Origin of the sequence: Actinophytocola glycyrrhizae, assembly GCF_042653545.1 — a bacterium.
GTDB lineage: Bacteria > Actinomycetota > Actinomycetes > Mycobacteriales > Pseudonocardiaceae > Actinophytocola > Actinophytocola glycyrrhizae.
Genome location: NZ_JBHSIS010000006.1, coordinates 59,818 through 75,881 on the forward strand (window position 1 = coordinate 59,818; position 16,064 = coordinate 75,881).

General features: G+C 71.3%; 11 protein-coding genes and 1 tRNA gene. 5 read left to right on the plus strand and 7 right to left on the minus strand.

Annotation, left to right across the window (positions count from 1 at the left end; all coding sequences use genetic code 11):
• Positions 1–207 precede the first annotated feature (207 nt).
• From ACFPCV_RS11055 to ACFPCV_RS11075, 5 genes are all read right to left on the minus strand, one after another.
• Positions 208–1,143: a nucleoside triphosphate pyrophosphohydrolase gene (locus tag ACFPCV_RS11055; RefSeq protein ID WP_378056000.1), complete on the minus strand. Its 936-nt coding sequence runs from the start codon at positions 1,141–1,143 to the stop codon at positions 208–210.
• Complete coding sequence (locus tag ACFPCV_RS11060) at positions 1,140–2,105, minus strand: hypothetical protein (protein ID WP_378056001.1); 966 nt, start codon at positions 2,103–2,105, stop codon at positions 1,140–1,142. The genes ACFPCV_RS11055 and ACFPCV_RS11060 overlap by 4 nt, the downstream gene beginning before the upstream one ends.
• 24 nt (positions 2,106–2,129) lie before the next feature.
• Positions 2,130–5,693, minus strand: a complete 3,564-nt coding sequence (gene mfd / locus ACFPCV_RS11065; RefSeq protein WP_378056912.1) for a transcription-repair coupling factor — start codon at positions 5,691–5,693, stop codon at positions 2,130–2,132.
• Positions 5,694–5,965: 272 nt separating this feature from the next.
• Entirely contained in the window at positions 5,966–6,718 is a 753-nt protein-coding gene (locus ACFPCV_RS11070; protein ID WP_378056002.1) for an enoyl-CoA hydratase/isomerase family protein, read from the minus strand.
• Between the two features lie 12 nt (positions 6,719–6,730).
• Positions 6,731–8,230: a hypothetical protein gene (locus ACFPCV_RS11075; protein WP_378056003.1), complete on the minus strand. Its 1,500-nt coding sequence runs from the start codon at positions 8,228–8,230 to the stop codon at positions 6,731–6,733.
• Positions 8,231–8,295: 65 nt separating this feature from the next.
• Between ACFPCV_RS11075 and ACFPCV_RS11080 the strand changes: the two genes are divergently transcribed.
• Positions 8,296–9,519, plus strand: coding sequence for a PQQ-dependent sugar dehydrogenase (locus ACFPCV_RS11080; protein ID WP_378056004.1), 1,224 nt, complete (start codon positions 8,296–8,298; stop codon positions 9,517–9,519).
• 34 nt (positions 9,520–9,553) lie between these two features.
• Here ACFPCV_RS11080 and ACFPCV_RS11085 read toward each other — a convergent pair whose 3' ends face one another.
• Positions 9,554–10,156 (minus strand): TetR/AcrR family transcriptional regulator, encoded by a 603-nt coding sequence (locus ACFPCV_RS11085; RefSeq protein WP_378056913.1) that lies wholly within the window; start codon positions 10,154–10,156, stop codon positions 9,554–9,556.
• Between the two features lie 115 nt (positions 10,157–10,271).
• Positions 10,272–11,237, minus strand: a complete 966-nt coding sequence (locus ACFPCV_RS11090; RefSeq protein ID WP_378056005.1) for an acyl-CoA desaturase — start codon at positions 11,235–11,237, stop codon at positions 10,272–10,274.
• A gap of 216 nt (positions 11,238–11,453) precedes the next feature.
• Between ACFPCV_RS11090 and ACFPCV_RS11095 the strand changes: the two genes are divergently transcribed.
• The 4 genes from ACFPCV_RS11095 to ACFPCV_RS11110 all read left to right on the plus strand — a co-directional run bounded on the left by ACFPCV_RS11095 (position 11,454) and on the right by ACFPCV_RS11110 (position 15,959).
• A tRNA-Gln gene (locus tag ACFPCV_RS11095) sits at positions 11,454–11,524 on the plus strand.
• A 103-nt stretch (positions 11,525–11,627) separates the two neighbouring features.
• Positions 11,628–13,331, plus strand: coding sequence for a GGDEF domain-containing protein (locus tag ACFPCV_RS11100; RefSeq protein ID WP_378056006.1), 1,704 nt, complete (start codon positions 11,628–11,630; stop codon positions 13,329–13,331).
• Positions 13,332–13,396: 65 nt separating this feature from the next.
• Positions 13,397–14,878: a bifunctional UDP-N-acetylglucosamine diphosphorylase/glucosamine-1-phosphate N-acetyltransferase GlmU gene (gene glmU / locus ACFPCV_RS11105; RefSeq protein WP_378056914.1), complete on the plus strand. Its 1,482-nt coding sequence runs from the start codon at positions 13,397–13,399 to the stop codon at positions 14,876–14,878.
• Positions 14,879–14,978: 100 nt separating this feature from the next.
• A complete protein-coding gene (locus ACFPCV_RS11110) occupies positions 14,979–15,959 on the plus strand; it encodes a ribose-phosphate diphosphokinase (protein ID WP_378056007.1) in 981 nt (326 codons plus the stop codon).
• The last annotated feature ends 105 nt before the right edge of the window (positions 15,960–16,064 follow it).

Genomic DNA, 16,064 nt, shown 5'->3' on the forward strand with positions numbered 1-16,064 from the left:
AAAGGACCATTCGCACGGAATGTTGGGGTTTACCAGCGTTCGTCATCCCGGACCACGCAGCCAGGGCCGGCATCCTGTGTGGACAGTACCTGTCCACAGCCGAGTCAGTACGAATGTCCCATTCGCTCGGGCTTGTTGGAGACAACGGCATCGAGCACGCGCATTGTGGAGGCATGACACGAACCAGCACCCCGGAAGCCGGGACAGTCAGGACGGCCAGTACCGGCGCCACTCCGCGGCGTCCATGGTGGCCGGGTCCACACCCTCGGAGCGGGCCGCCTGTTCCGCGGTGCGCACGTCCGCGGCGAACTTCCTGGCGTCCGCGCGCAGCGCACCCTCCGGATCCTCACCCGCGAGCTTCGACCGGGCCACCGTGGCGAACAGGGGCGAGTCCGGAAGCAGATCGGCGGGCAGCCCGGCCCGTTTCGTGCGCTGCACCAGCTTCGCGGCCAGCGCCGCCGCCGGCTGCCCCATCGCGACACCGTCGATGCTCGACTCGCGCTTCTTCTCCTGCTGCTTCAGCTGTTCCCAGCGGTGTTCCTGCGTGCGCGCGTCCCGCACGGCGGGGTCACCGCCCGCGAACACATGGGGGTGGCGGCCGACCAGCTTGGTCACCAGCTCGGCCGCCACGTCGTCGATGGAGAACGGGGCGTCCGCCGACTCCTGCGCGACCCGGGCGTGGAACAGCACCTGCAGCAGCACGTCGCCGAGTTCCTCGCGCAACGCCGCCCGGTCGCCGTCCTCGATGGCTTCCAGCAGCTCGAAGCACTCCTCGACGAGGTACTGCTTCAGCGAGTCGTGTGTCTGCTCCGCATCCCACGGGCAGCCGCCCGGCGAGCGCAGCCGGTCCATCACCGCGACCGCTTCGAGCAGCCGCGTGCCGTACACCGGTTCCGGCCGGACGATCGCCGCACCACGCGCCAGCAGCGCGGCGGCCGCCGGATCGTCGAGGTCGGCGGTCAACAGCACCACCTGACCGGACAACGCCTCCTCGGCGAGCACGGCGGGCGGCGGCGCGTCCTCCGTCGTGTACACGGCCGCCGCGGCACGCACCAGCGGCAGGGCGGCCGCCGGGACCGAACCACCGGGACCGAGCAGCACGACGGCCGTCCCGGACAGTGTGGGCTCGGCCGCGGCCGTCACGGCTTGTCGGCCTCTTCTGGCAGCAGCAGGAGCCCTGCGACATCGGCCTCGGCCTTGGGCAGGACCTTCATCTCCGCGAGGTTCCACTCGCCGTAGCGAGGGCTCACCCGGATGTTCTTGTCGATCGCCTGCTCACGGAGCAGGTACTTGCCGTACTGCGGCAGCTGGCTCGGGTCGACCTGGCTCGGGTCGAACTCGGGCGACGCGCTCGACGCGATGTCCTTCGACAGGACCTGCACGACGAAGAAGCTGCCCGCGCTCTGGGCGGTGGCAGGCTGGTTGATCAGGAGCACCGAGTCGTCCGGCACCATCAGCTGGAGGGCCAGCGGGCCAGGCCCGGTGGCGGAGTTCAGCTGCGGCGGCAGGTCCTCGGCCGAGGCGGCCCGCATGAGCGACGGGCCGTTGTCCGGGTTGGCGACGATCTTCTGCGCGAGCGTCTTGGCGTCGTCGTAGTCGGTGACCCCGGCGACGTTGTACTTCACGTCGGCGCGGCCGAGGTACCGGTTCGCCAGCTCCATCAGCAGCAGGTTGTCGTTCGCGTACGCGTCGAACCCGCGCGCCCGGTTGACGAGCGCGGGCACCAGCTGGTCGGCGGGCACGCTGCCGTCGGTGGGCAGTTCCTGGCCGAACGGGTCCTGCTCACGGAGCAGCGACAGCTGCGACTGGTCGACCCGGAGGTTCTCCTCCCTGGCGACCTCGGTGAGCAGCTCGTGGGTGATCAGCTGCGAAACGACCTCGCGTGCGACGAGGTCGAGCTTGTGCTGCTCGGCGAGCGGCCGGGCGGCCGGCTCCTTGACCACCTCGTCGATCAGGGACTGCACCTCGTCGACCGAGATGACGTGGTCGTCGATGATGACGGCGGAGTTGACCTGGCTTGGCCCGGTACCGCACGCGGACAACGTCGCGACCAGCGCGGTCACGGCGGCGATCGGCGCTACGGCACGGCGGAGGACACTCGTCACGGTCGCCAAGCCTCTCACAACCTCCTAGCCAACCGGAGCGGGGGCAATCACCAGGGAGTCAAGAAGCTTCCCGCACCAGTCCAGCAGCTCCACGTCACGCAGCGGCGGCGCGCCGATCCGCCCGCCCGCGGCGCCCTCCGTCGGCCTCGGCACGGTGACCAGCTCGCTCACCGGCTTGTAGTTCGCCTTGGGGTGCAAGCGTTTCAGCCGCACGATCTGCGAGTCGCGCAGCGCGAGCGGCGCGATCCGGATCGAGCTGCCCTGCAACGTCACCTCGGTGACGCCGTGCTGGCGGCACTTCTGGCGGAACGCGGCCACCGCGAACAGGCGCTGCACCGGCAGCGGCGGGTTGCCGTAGCGGTCCTTCAGCTCCTCCTCGACGGCGGCGAGCGCGTTCGCGTCGGCCGCGGCGGCGAGCTTGCGGTAGGCCTCGAGCCGCAGCCGCTCGCCCGGCACGTAGTCGTGCGGGATGTGTGCGTCCACCGGCAGGTCGACCCGCACCTCGGCGAGCTCGTCCTCCTCCTCACCAGGTTCGGCGCCCGCGTGCTTGCGGAACGCCTCGACCGCCTCGCCGACGAGCCGGATGTAGAGGTCGAAGCCGACGCCCGCGATGTGACCGGACTGCTCGGCGCCGAGGATGTTGCCGGCGCCGCGGATCTCCAGGTCCTTCATCGCCACCGCCATGCCCGCACCCAGCTCGGTGTTCTGCGCGATCGTGGCGAGCCGGTCGTGGGCGGTCTCGGTCAGCGGCGCGTCCGGCGGGTACAGGAAGTAGGCGTAGCCCCGCTCGCGGCCGCGGCCGACGCGACCACGCAGCTGGTGCAGCTGGGCGAGGCCGAGCAGGTCACCGCGCTCGACGATCAGCGTGTTGGCGTTCGCGATGTCGAGACCGGTCTCGACGATCGTGGTGCACACCAGCACGTCGAACTCGCGGGTCCAGAACCCTTCGATGATCTTCTCGAGGCGGTCCTCGTTCATCTGGCCGTGCGCGGTGACGACCCTGGCCTCCGGCACCAGCTCGCGGAGGCGGCGCGCGGCCTTCTCGATCGACGAGACCCGGTTGTGCACGAAGAACACCTGGCCGTCGCGCAGCAGCTCGCGGCGGATGGCGGCACCGACCTGCTTGTCGTCGTAGCCGCCGACGTAGGTGAGGATCGGGTGCCGGTCCTCCGGCGGGGTGAGGATGGTCGACATCTCGCGGATGCCGGCGAGCGACATCTCGAGCGTGCGCGGGATCGGGGTCGCGGACATGGTGAGCACGTCGACGTGGGTGCGGAGCGACTTGATGTGCTCCTTGTGCTCGACGCCGAACCGCTGCTCCTCGTCGACGATCACGAGACCGAGGTCCTTGTAGCGGATGCCGGTCTGCAGCAGGCGGTGCGTCCCGATCACCACGTCGACCTCGCCTGCGGCGAGGCCCTCGATGACCGCGTCGGCGTCCTGGCCGTGCGTGAACCGGGACAGGCCCTTCACGGTGATCGGGAAGGCGGACATGCGCTCGGTGAAGGTGTTGAGGTGCTGCTGGGCGAGCAGCGTGGTGGGCACCAGGACCACGACCTGCTTGCCGTCCTGCACGGCCTTGAACGCGGCGCGCACCGCGATCTCGGTCTTGCCGTAGCCGACGTCGCCGCAGACCACCCGGTCCATCGGGACGCTGCGCATCATGTCGGCCTTGACCTCGTCGATCGCGGCCATCTGGTCGGCGGTCTCGGTGAACGGGAACGCGTCCTCGAGCTCGCGCTGCCACGGGGTGTCGGGACCGAACGCGTGACCGGGTGCGGACTGGCGGGCCGCGTAGAGCTGCACCAGCTCGGCCGCGATCTGCTTGACGGCCTTCTTCGCCTTGGCCTTGGTGTTCTTCCAGTCGGAGCCACCGAGCTTGTTGAGGGTGGGCAGCTCACCACCGACGTAGCGGGACACCTGGTCGAGCTGGTCGGTGGGCACGAACAGGCGGTCGCCTGGCTGGCCGCGTTTGGAGGAGGCGTATTCGAGCAGTAGGTACTCGCGGGTCGCACCGCCGACGGTGCGCTGGACCATCTCGACGTAGCGGCCGATGCCGTGCTGTTCGTGGACGACGAAGTCGCCTGCCTTGAGCGCGAGCGGGTCGACCGCGTTGCGCCGCCGGGACGGCATCCTCGCGGAGAGGTCCCTGGTGGACGTGCCGTGCCTGCCGCCGGTCAGGTCGGTCTCGGTGAGCACCACCAGGGCGCGCTCCGGCGCGAGGAAGCCCTCCTCGAGGGTGCCGCGGACGACGGTGACGATGCCGCTCGCCGGCGGCTCGGTGAGGCCGTCCTCGGCGAACGTGGCGGGGACCTCGGCCTCGGACAGCTGCTCGACCGCGCGGCGGGCGGTGCCGGCGCCGGGGACGACGAGCACGGCCGCGCCGCCGGTGGCGGTGTGGGCACGGAGGTCGGCGAAGGCGCGGGCGATGTCGCCCCGGTAGCCGTCGACGCCCGCGATGTCGAGCTGGACGACCTTCTCGCCGGGGGTGGTGAGCTGCGAGAGCGTCCACCACGGGTGGCCGGTGTCGCGGGCGTGCTGGGCGACCTCGCCAAGGCCGCGGTAGGCCGAGGCGCCGAGGTCGAGCGGGGCCTTGCCGCCGCCGGCCGCGGCCATCCACGCGGCCTCGAGGAACTCCTGGCCGGTGCGGACGAGGTCGTGCGCGCGGGTGCGGACCTTCTCGGGGTCGATGACGAGGACGTGCGCGCCGTCGGGCAGGACGTCGGTGAGCAGGTCCAGCTCGCCCTCGCAGAGGACCGGGATCAGGGCCTCCATGCCCTCGGTGGGGATGCCGTCGGCGAGCTTGACGAGCATCTCGGCGAGGTGGGCGTCGGCCATGTCGCTGGCGCCGCCGCCCGAGCTCTGCTCCTCGGCGAGCGCCATCGCCCGGTGCCGGATGTCCTCGGTGAGCAGCAGCTCGCGGCAGGGCGGGGCGTTGACCTCGACGATCTCGGCCGGCAGCGAGCGCTGGTCGGCGACGGCGAAGCAGCGGATCTCCGACACCTCGTCGCCCCAGAACTCGACGCGGGCCGGGTGCTCGGCGGTTGGCGGGAAGATGTCGAGGATGCCGCCCCGGACGGCGAACTCGCCGCGCTTCTCGACCATGTCGACGCGGGTGTAGGCGAGCTCGACGAGGCGTTCGACGACGCCGTCGAAGTCGTGCTCCGCGCCGACGACGAGGTGGACCGGGTCGAGCTCGCCGAGGCCGGGCGCCATCGGCTGGATGAGGCTGCGCACGGTGGCGACCACGACCCGCGGCGGGTCGTCGCGGCGGAGCCGGTGCAGCACCTCGAGGCGGCGGCCGACCGTGTCGGCGCGCGGTGAGAGGCGCTCGTGCGGCAACGTCTCCCACGACGGGAAGTCGGCGACGGCGTCGCGGCCGAGCAGGTCGCGGAGCGCGGCGGTGAGGTCGTCGGCCTCGTGGCCGGTCGCGGTGATCGCGAGGACGGGCTTTCGGGCCGCCAGTGCGGCGGTGACCAGCGGCCGGACGGCGGTGGGGCCTTCCAGCTCGAGGCTGGTCGCCCCGGCGGATTCGGTGATCTTGGTCAGGGCGGGGTCGGGCAGCACTGCTTGCAGCAGACCGGACAACGACACTGGAGATACCCCTCGGAGCACGCGCGGACACACCCCTGCCCCGGACGAGCCCGGCGGAGGGGTTCTCGACGTCCACACTACGTGCCCCGCGCCACCGAGTTCACGCACGCCGCCCGGCGGGGCCGTTGCCCCGTGCCGGGTCAGGGTGGCCACGTCGACCAGTGCGTCGTGGGCGGCGGGGTTCCCCGTGCACGGCATGATCCCGCGGCTGGGCGGCAGCCGCGTCGTCACCCGCGGGCGCCCACCCGCCAGGGTCTGGAACGGGTCTAGAACCGCGGGGGGCGCTTCTCCAGGAACGCGGCAACGCCCTCGGCGTAGTCGGCGCTCCGCACCGACCTCGCGTAGAGCGCGCGGACCTCGTCGTCCTCGTGTCCGCCTTCGGTGATCCTGGTGATGATCGTCTTGGCGCCGCGGACACTGACCTGCGCTCGGGTGGCCATGGTTGCCGCCAGCTCCCGCGCGCGGGCCACCGGGTCCTCGGTCAGCTCGTTGACCAGGCCGATCCGCAGCGCGGTGCCGGCGTCGAGGATCTCCGCCGTGAACAGGATCTGCCTGGCCCATGCCGGGCCGACGACGTCGACCAGCTGCTTCGTGGACGTGAAGTTGTAGACGATGCCGAGCTTGGCGGGGGTGATGCCGAACCGGGCGTCCCGCGCCGCCACCCGCAGGTCGCATGCCAGCGCGATCTCGCAGCCGCCGCCGACGCACACGCCCGTGATCGCGGCGATCGTCGGTTTCGGCAGGCCGGCGATGGCGCGTTCGCCCGCGGCGACGGCCGCGCCGTACCGCTGCGCGCCGGCCGCGTCGGCGCGCAGCGTCGCGAACTCGCTGATGTCGGCACCCGCGGAGAAGTGATCCGTGCCCCGGATGACCAGGGCAGCGACGGCCTCGTCCGCTGCGACCTCGTCGAGCAGGCCGGGGATGGCCGACCACATCTCGAAGCTCATCGCGTTGCGCTTCGCCGGCCGGTCGATGGTGAGCGTCGCGACCGCGTCCTCGATCTCCAGCCTCAGCGTCACCCGCTCACGATCTCATGACAGCGCCGTCCGCAACGCCGCCAGGTCGTCGTCCACCGCGGGCCGCCGGTCGCGCAGCTCACGGCAGGTCTTGGCGAACGCCTCGACGCGCTGGCCGACGTCGGCGACGAGCGTGTTCTTCGCCTGCTCGGCCTCCGCCGCCGCGTTCGCGCGTTCCCTGCCGTCCGCGTGCCACTGGTAGCCGGCCACGGCGAGGGCCACCGCCGCGGGGACGGCCCAGCCCCAGCCCGCGAACACCGCGAGCACCACCAGCAGCACACCGGCGACACCGGCGCCGATCGCCACCGCCTTGCGGCTGGACTCCACGTTCGCCGTGCGCGCCACCGTCTCCAGCGCCCGCCGCATCGACGTGGCGTCCGGGCCGGTCGGCGTGATCGTCACGCGGCCGTGCCTGGTGCGCACCTCCAGCGACGATGGCGGCTCGGCACGTGCCGTCGTCGCGAACTCCTCGGCGAGCGTGAGCAGCACCGGCCCGCTCGCCCGCACCGCGAGTGCCCTGCGGTTGGGGCGTTCCGACGAGACGTCCGCGCGCAACAGGTCCACCGCGGTCCCGGCCGGACTGTCCCACGTGGCCTTTGCGGTGGCCGCGCCCTCGATGACCGCGCGCAGCTCCCGTTCCCGCGCCAGCAGCGGCAGCTCCTCCGCGCTGCCCTCGTCGATCAGGAGTTCCAGTGTCGCGCGGGACAGCTCGTCCGGCTCGGCCTCCGGCTCGTTCGTGTAGCCATCGAGTGCCTCGGTGACCCAGGTCCGCAGCACCGCGAGCTTCTCGCACGCGTGCAGCGAGCCTGCGAGGGAACCGGCGCCGTCCAGCTCCTTGGGCACCGCGACGACCGCCCTTGGCGCCGCGACGTCGCGCAGTGCGGTCGTCAGCGAATCGCCGGTCGGCCCGGCCACGAGCTCGGCGCACCGCTCACGCGCCAGCTCCCACCCCTGCTCGCCGAAGAACCCGTCGGCCGCGAGCAGCCACACGGCACGCTGGTACGCGGGCACCTCGCCGGGCAGCGGCGGCAGCGCGGGCGCGAGCGATGGCACCGTCGACCGGCCGCCGAGAACGGACGTGAGCAGCACGTGGAAGGCCGCGGTGCGCAAGGGGTCCCTGGCCGACGCCAACGCGAGCGCCTCGGCGTCCACGGCGCCGTCGGCCGCACCGCGCAGCGCGACCAGTGCCGGCGCGAGCCAGTAGCCGTCCACGTCGGACACCTCGGGCAGCCCGGCTCCGGCGAGCAGTTGCCTGGCCTGGTGCCGCACCCGGCCGTGCGAGTCGAACAGCCCGAGCGTCACCCGCAGGTCGCTGATCTCCACGAACGCGTCGAACGCGGCGGAGAGCCGGTTCAGGCGCTGTTCCATCGAGCCGCTGACCTTCGACAGCTCGGCCTTCAACCGGTTCTGGGACGCACGGGCCGACGACAACGCCGAGCTGACGTGGCTCAGGTCCTCCTCGAGCCCCTGCAGCCGCTTGTTCTGCTGGCGTTCCACCCACCAGTCGTCGCTCATCCGCCCCACCTCCACACCGGCGTCACCACACAGCGGTGCGACGCGCGGCCGGGCATTCTGGACCCATGCGAACCAGGACGAGTTTGCTCGTTGTCGCAGCGACACTCGCCGTGCTCACCGCCTGCACCGACGCTCCGACGGAGCGTGACGGCACCGGGCAGGTGCCCAGGAGCGGTTCGAGCGAACCGACCACGCCGAGCAGCACCGAAACCCCGCAGCTCAAGGTGGAGACGGTCGCCGGCGGCCTGTCGCACGGCTGGGACATCGGCTTCCTGCCGGATGGCAAGGTGCTCGTGTCGCAGCGGCCCGCGAGGATCGCGCTCCTGTCGGGCAGCGCGCCGGGCGCGACGGTCACGCAGGTCAAGGCGGACCTGTCCGATGTGCTCGTCCAGGGCGAGGGTGGCCTGATGGGCATGGTCGTGCACCCGGACTTCGCGGAGACGCGCCGGTTCACCACCTGCCAGACCCACACGGAGAACGGTGAGCCGAACGACATCCGGCTCGTCACGTGGCGCCTGGCCGAGGACGGCCGGATCGCGACCCGCGAGAAGGAGCTGCTGACCGGTCTCCCGCTGAACCCGTCCGGGCGGCACTCGGGCTGCCGGCCGACACTCGCCCGCGACGGCGCGCTGCTCGTCGGCACCGGCGACACCGCGCGGGGCGACTACCCGCAGGACCGCACGAACCTGGGCGGCAAGGTGCTGCGGCTCGACCTCGAGACGGGGGAGCCCAAGGAGGACAACCCGTTCATCGGTTCCGCGAACGAGCGCGAGCGCTACGTCTACACCTACGGCCACCGCAACATCCAGGGCGTCGCGCTGCGGCCGGACTCGGACCAGGTGTTCACCGCCGAGCACGGTCCCAGCAAGAACGACGAGGTCAACCTGTTGCGGGCGGGCGAGAACTACGGCTGGGACCCGGCACAGGGCGGCACCGTCGACGGCTACGACGAGAGCGTCGAGATGACCGACCTGGAGCGGTTCCCGGACGCGGTGCCCGCGAAGTGGCAGACCGGGGACATGACGGAGGCGGTGTGCGCGGCGGCGTTCCTGGAGGGCGACCAGTGGGGTGCGTTGAACGGCGCGCTGGTCATCACCGCACTGAAGGGCGAGAAGGTCGTCCTGCTGTCCCTGACAGAACAGGGTGACGTGGCGTCTGTGTCGGTGCCGAAGGAGTTCACGGACACGTTCGGCCGGTTGCGCGCGGCACGCAGCGGCCCGGACGGCGCGCTGTACCTGACGACGAGCAACGGCACGGACGACAAGCTGTTGCGCGTCACCCCGGCCTGAGCAGGCCCCCGCCAACCTGCCGGCGGCCCGGTGGTCAGTGCTTCTCGCGCAGGTCGGGCGCCTCCTCCAGGTGGGACAGCCCGTTCCAGGAGAGGTTGACCAGGTGCGCGGCCACCTCGTCCTTGCTCGGCTTGCGCGAGTCGAGCCACCACTGCCCGGTCAGCGCGACCATCCCCACCAACGCCTGGCTGTACAGGGCCGCCAGCTTCGGGTCGTAGCCGCGCAAGCTGAACTGCACCCCGAGGATGCTCTCCACCTGCGAGGCGATGTCGTTCAGCAGCGAGGAGAACGTGCCCGTCGACGACGCGACCGGCGACGCGCGGACGAGGATGCGGAACCCGTCGGCCGACCCCTCGACGTAGTCGAGCAGCGCCGCGGCCGCGCGTTCGAGCAGCAGCCGGGGATGCGCGTCCTCCTCGGTCAGCGCGGTGGTCATCTGTGTCAGGAGGTTGTGCATCTCCCGGTCGACGACGACCGCGTACACGCCCTCCTTGCCACCGAAGTGCTCGTAGACCACCGGTTTGGACACCTTCGCCCGGTGCGCGATCTCCTCGACCGACGCACCGTCGAACCCCTTTTCGGCGAAGAGCGACCGCGCCACGTCCAGCAGCTGCTGCCGCCGCTCCTCGCCTGTCATGCGTACCCGGGCCACCGGCGCCTCCCCTCGTCGAGGAGGCGCCGCACGGGCACGTTCCCGTCGCCTGACCGCCATTTCAGTCACCCTAGAGGCAACCACCGACGGTCCGCGGCAATTACGCTTCCGCGCCAGCCGAGATCTTGGCGAGGCGGGCGGGCGTCGGCCAGCGCACGCTGTGCACCCAGCCGAACTTCTCGAAGAACCAGATGATGCGCGCCGAGGTGTCGATCTGCCCCTTCCTGACGCCGTGGCGGGCGCAGGTCGGGTCGGCGTGGTGCAGGTTGTGCCACGACTCGCCGAACGACAGGATCGCGAGCGGCCACACGTTGGCCGCCTTGTCCCTGGACACGAACGGCCGGTCGCCGATCATGTGGCAGATCGAGTTGGTCGACCAGGTCACGTGGTGCAGGATCGCGATCCGCACGAGGCCGGCCCAGAAGAACGCGGTCAGCGCGCCCCACCACGACCAGGTGATGAGCCCGCCGAGCAGCGCGGGCAGCCCCAGCGACAGCGCGGTCCAGATCGCGAAGGTGTTGTTGACCCGCACGATGTCCTTGTCGGCGAGCAGGTCCGGCGCGAACCGCTCCTTGTTGGTGAGGCTGCGGTCGAACACCCAGCCCATGTGCGCGTGCCAGAAGCCCTTGGTGAGCGCGACCGGCCCGGTGCCGTACAGCCACGGCGAGTGCGGGTCGCCCTCCTTGTCGGAGAACGCGTGGTGGCGCCGGTGGTCGGCCACCCAGATGATCGGCGGGCCCTGCATGGCCATGGAGCCCGCGATCGCGAGGAAGATCTTCAGCGGCCGCTTGGCCTTGAACGAGCCGTGGGTGAAGTACCGGTGGTAGCCGATGGTGACGCCGTGCCCGGTGAAGTAGAAGAACACGAACGCGAGGATCACGTCCACCCAGGTCAGACCCCATCCCCAGGCCAGCGGCACCGCCGCGATCAGCGCGGCGAACGGCACGAGGATGAAGATGTACACCCCCAGCTGGACGAAGTTCTTGCGGTGGCCCACCGTGATGGGCTTGGGCCCTTTCCTGGCGGTCGTGTCACCACCGGACGTCTCGTCGAGGGTCCTCGTCATACCCAGCTACCCCGTCTTCCAGAAGTTAGGCGAGCCTCGCCTACGCAACCGTAACCTACGCGTCCCAATGAACCAGGCGAAGCCGCCGCACCACCAGGACCGTGAGCCGCGTCACACCCATTTGGACGCGCTTCGTGTTGTTCGGCCGGGTACCACTGCCACCGTGAGGACATGCATGCCACGATGTCCAACCGTGGACGGTTACTCCGTCTGCGATCCGCCGTGGTGTAAAGGCAGCACCTCAGATTTTGGTTCTGATGGTCCAGGTTCGATCCCTGGCGGCGGAGCTGCCCCGCGCCCCGCGGGCAGGTTCTGGTTCCGGTGAAGGTGGACAGCCACGTGGATGGCGGCGAGCGAGCCGAGACGCGACTCGACGCTGACCGACCCGCGTTGGACGAACGCTCCGACGCGTGGCTGGTCGGTCGCGCCCGTGAGCTGCTCGCGATCACGCAGGCGGGCGAACGGACCGACCTCGCCCGCCACGTCGACGAGATGGACCGCCTCCTCGAACAGGCCCGCCGCCGGGACGAGCCGAGGCTCGTCGGCCAGCTGCTGCGGGCCGCGACCGCGATCCGCGTCGTCGACAGCCGGTCCGCCCTCTCGGCGGGCGACATGGTCGAGGAGTTCCTGGACCACGCCCGCTGCAACAAGCTCCTCGTGCTGGAGGCCGACGCGCACGCGCTGCGCGGCACCCGGCTGCTGATGGTCGGCGAGGAGGACGACGCGCTGTCCGAGGTCGCCGTCGGCCTCGCGATGCTCGACGAGAAGATCACGCCCGACCCGATGTTCGGCAGCCGCGTGTGGCACGTGCTGATGACCGCCACACTCATGGACCTCGGCACCGTGCTCGCCCAGCTCGGCGTGTACGAGGTCGCCGACCAGGTGATGAAGAAGGCGAACCGGCACATCCGGGGCGGCGCCGGTTCGCACGACATCTCCGTGCACCTGCTCACCCGCACCCGCCTGCAGCTCGGCTGGGGCCTGCGCCTGGAACGAGCGGGTGAGGACGGCGAGGCCGCGCTCCACTTCGCCGAGGCCGCGGCCATGGCGGGCGGCATCGAGCTGCCGTTCCGCGAGTCGCTGTTCCGCCGCATGCCCGGCCGCTCGGCCGCCGACCAGCTCCCGGTGATCGGCGCCGCGCACGCGCTCGCGAACCCGTCGGGCGAGCACCTCGAACGGCTCCATGGGCTGCTGGAGCTGGCCCCGCAGCGCGAGGTGATCTTCGTGGGCATCGCGCTCGCCCGCTGCCTCGCGCACACCGGGCACCTCGAGGAAGCCGTCGAGACCCTCGGGGACGTGCAGAAACGGCTCCACAGCACACAGTCCGAGCAGGGCCTGTACCTGTGCCTGATCCGCGAGTTCGCCCGGCTGTCGAGCCTCGCGGGCGCCGCAGACGGCGGGGAGCGAACCACGAGCGCGCTGCAGCTGTACGTCGCGGAGCTGGAGGCGCAGCTGTCGGCCCAGCGGCTGTCGCGCAAGACCGCGCTCGACACCCGCCGCGAGCACGAGCGGCTGTCCCGCAAGCACGGCACGATCGCCCGTCAGGCACTGCAGGACCCGCTGACCGGCCTGCCGAACCGGCGCGCGCTGGACGAACGACTCGAGGAGCTGTCCACCCAGGTCGGCGAGAAGCCACTGGCCATCGCGCTGGTGGACCTCGACGGGTTCAAGGGCGTCAACGACCGCATGTCCCACGCCGACGGCGACGACGTGCTGCGGGTGATCGCCAGCACGGTCCGCGACACGCTGCGCGGGTCGGACATGGTGGCCCGCTACGGCGGCGACGAGTTCATCGTGCTGCTGCCCGGCGCGCCGCTGCAGCCTGCGGCCGCCGCGCTGCGCCGCGCGGCCGACGCGGTGGCCGGCCTCCCGCACGACCTCTCGCACGGCGTCACACTTTCCGTTGGTGTGGTGTCCCTCCGTCCCGGCGAAACCGCCGCCCGTGCCCTCTCCCGCGCCGACGCCGCCATGTACCAGGCGAAACGCGGTGGCGGCAACGACGTGGTCGCCGTCCCCGAGGACGAACCGGACACGCCGGAAAGCGTCCGGGAACCCGCGACCGACCCTGCGTGGGTGCTCCCGGAAGCAACGTAGGATCGACCTCCGGAGGTCGGATGACCGACCTCGGAATCGATCTCGCGCCAAGGGAGACGGCTGATATGCCGGAGAGCTCGACCGGGCTCGGAGAAGTCAGCACGATCATCCTCGCCGCCGGCGAGGGCACCAGGATGCGGTCGCGCACCCCGAAGGTGCTGCACCGGCTCGCGGGCCGCTCGCTCGTCGAGCACGCCGTCCGCGCCGCCGCCGGGGTGCGGCCCGCGCGTGTCGCGGTGGTCGTCGGCCACGGCCGCGACGCCGTCACCGAGCACCTCACCGAGGTCGAGAAGAGCATCGTCTCGCCCGTCACCGTCGCCGTCCAGGAGGAGCAGCACGGCACCGGGCACGCGGTCCGCTGCGCGCTCGACGTGCTGCCGGCGGACCTGACCGGCACCGTCCTCGTGACCTACGGCGACGTGCCGCTGCTCGACACCACCACCCTGTCCGCGCTGCTCGCCGAGCACGGCGAGAAGGGCAACGCGGTCACCGTGCTGACGGCGCGGGTCGCCAACCCGCAGGGCTACGGCCGCATCGTCCGCGACGCGGACGGCACGGTCGCCGCGATCGTCGAGCAGAAGGACGCCACGCCGGAGCAGGCGGCCATCACCGAGATCAACTCGGGGGTGTACGCGTTCGACGCCGCCGTGCTCGCCGACGCGCTGGGGCGGCTGTCCACCGACAACGCGCAGGGCGAGCAGTACCTCACCGACGTGCTCGCCATCGCCCGCGGCGACGGGCACCGCTGCGGCTCGTGGACCTGCGACGACCCGTGGCTCGTCGAGGGCGTCAACGACCGCGTGCAGCTCGCGGCACTGGGCAGGGAGATGAACCGGCGCGTCACCGAGCAGTGGCTGCGTGCCGGGGTCACCATGGTCGACCCGGCCACGGTGTGGCTGGACGCCGGCGTCGAACTGGCCAGGGACGTGCTGCTGGAGCCGAACGTGCAACTCCGCGGCACCACCACCGTCGGCGAGGGCGCGACCATCGGCCCGGACACCACGCTGACCGACGTGCGCGTGGGCGCGGCGGCGAAGGTGGTGCGCGCGCACGGCAGCGACTCCGTGGTCGGCGACGGCGCGAGTGTGGGCCCGTACGCCTACCTGCGGCCGGGCACCGTGCTGCACGAGACGGGCAAGATCGGCACGTTCGTCGAGGTCAAGAACTCCGAGATCGGCAAGGGCACGAAGGTGCCGCACCTGTCCTACGTCGGCGACGCGACGATCGGCGAGTACACCAACATCGGCGCCGCCAGCGTGTTCGTGAACTACGACGGGGTGTCCAAGCGCCGGTCGACCGTCGGGTCGCACGCGCGCACCGGCTGCGACAACATGTTCGTCGCGCCGGTCGAGGTCGGGGACGGCGTGTACACCGGGGCGGGGGCCGTGCTGAGGGACGACGTGCCGCCCGGCGCGCTGGCCGTTTCGGCCGGCTCGCAGCGCAACATCGAGGGCTGGGTGCTGCGCAAGCGGCCGGGCACGCCGGCGGCCGAGGCCGCCAGGCGCGCACTGGGCATCACGTCCGAGACATCGGAGGAACAGTCATGACAGCCGCGGTCTTCCCAACCCCGTCCCAGGGGAACGTGACGCAGGCCGACCACCGGCGCGTGACCCACACCGTGAGCTCCGGACAGGCGGGCGGGCACTCATGAACGCCAAGTCCGGGACGCCGAAGAAGAACCTGATGTTCTTCTCCGGGCGGGCGCACCCCGACCTCGCAGAAGAGGTCTCGAAGCACCTCAACGTGTCGATCACGCCGCAGTCGGCCTACGACTTCGCGAACGGCGAGATCTTCGTCCGGTTCGAGGAGTCGGTGCGCGGCTGCGACGCGTTCGTCATCCAGAGCCACTGCGAGCCCATCAACCAGTGGATCATGGAGCAGCTGCTCATGGTGGACGCGCTGAAGCGGGCGTCGGCCAAGCGGATCACCGTGATCATGCCGTTCTACCCGTACGCGCGGCAGGACAAGAAGCACAAGGGCCGCGAGCCCATCTCCGCGCGCCTGATCGCCGACCTGTTCAAGACGGCCGGCGCGGACCGGATCATGACCGTGGACCTGCACACCGCGCAGATCCAGGGTTTCTTCGACGGCCCGGTCGACCACCTGTTCGCGCAGACGCTGCTGTCGCGGTACGTGAAGGAACGGTACGGCGCGGAGAACGTGACGGTCGTGTCGCCGGACGCGGGCCGCACCAAGCTCGCCGAGAAGTGGGCCGACGACCTCGGCGGCGTGCCGATCGCGTTCATCCACAAGACCCGCGACCCGCTGCGGCCCAACGAGGTCGTCGCCAACCGCGTGGTCGGTGAGGTCCGCGACCGGCTGTGCGTTGTCATCGACGACATGGTCGACACCGGCGGCACCATCGCGAAGGCCGTCGGGCAACTGCTGGACGAGGGCGCGGCGGACGTGGTCGTCGCCGCGTCGCACGGCGTGCTGTCCGGCCCGGCGCCGGAGCGGCTGTCCGCGTGCGGCGCGAAGGAGGTCGTGTTCACCAACACGCTCCCGATCCCCGACACGAAGCGTTTCCCGAACATGACGGTCCTGTCGATCGCACCGCTGCTGGCGCGCGCCATCCAGGAGGTCTTCGAGGACGGCTCGGTGACCAGCCTGTTCGACGGGAACGCCTGAGGTTTTGCCACGTGTGCGGGCCGCGGTCCTCGCCGCGGCCCGCACACGTGTTTTCGCGGCGGGGCCCCCTGTGGTCTTGCGAAATCCGGCCGCGTAGACTATCTG

Bases quoted from the DNA above. Each gene is read 5' to 3' on its own strand.
- ACFPCV_RS11075 (WP_378056003.1), bottom strand. From the start codon at position 8,230: ATGAGCGACGACTGGTGGGTGGAACGCCAGCAGAACAAGCGGCTGCAG.
- ACFPCV_RS11085 (WP_378056913.1), bottom strand. From the start codon at position 10,156: ATGACAGGCGAGGAGCGGCGGCAGCAGCTGCTGGACGTGGCGCGGTCG.
- glmU (WP_378056914.1), top strand. From the start codon at position 13,397: ATGCCGGAGAGCTCGACCGGGCTCGGAGAAGTCAGCACGATCATCCTC.
- ACFPCV_RS11110 (WP_378056007.1), top strand. From the start codon at position 14,979: ATGAACGCCAAGTCCGGGACGCCGAAGAAGAACCTGATGTTCTTCTCC.
- ACFPCV_RS11080 (WP_378056004.1), top strand. From the start codon at position 8,296: ATGCGAACCAGGACGAGTTTGCTCGTTGTCGCAGCGACACTCGCCGTG.
- ACFPCV_RS11090 (WP_378056005.1), bottom strand. From the start codon at position 11,237: ATGACGAGGACCCTCGACGAGACGTCCGGTGGTGACACGACCGCCAGG.